Origin of the sequence: Vibrio sp. 10N.222.49.C9 (assembly GCF_041474985.1) — a bacterium.
GTDB classification, from domain to species: Bacteria; Pseudomonadota; Gammaproteobacteria; order Enterobacterales; family Vibrionaceae; genus Vibrio; species Vibrio crassostreae_C.
Map to the genome: position 1 here is coordinate 1 of NZ_JBFRVD010001266.1, position 291 is coordinate 291.

Sequence of the window (291 nt, forward strand, 5' to 3'; positions counted from 1 at the left end):
CAAACGACTGGACTATATACTTCCACAGCATCCGTTTGATTCTAGATGTTGATAATGAGCAGTTTAAGATTACTCGAGTGACTGGCGATCTACATAAACTTGAGCCAACAGATAAGTTTGAAGGATTTAAGGCGGGTGAGAGTGTTGACCTAACCTTTATTGGCGAATACTGGCAATTGTTTGAAACTGACTTCATGCCGGGCGCATTCGTTGCAGCTGATGGTGCGGAGCCGAAGCAAATCGTATCACTGAGCGATGTGGATATGACTGATTTCGTGAGCGGTTTAGAAG

At 44.3% G+C, this 291-nt stretch carries 1 protein-coding gene; it reads left to right on the top strand.

Features of this window, described 5'->3' with window-relative positions:
* Positions 1-291: carbohydate-binding domain-containing protein (locus AB4585_RS27845; protein WP_372171991.1), on the top strand; the 291-nt coding region annotated here is incomplete at both ends.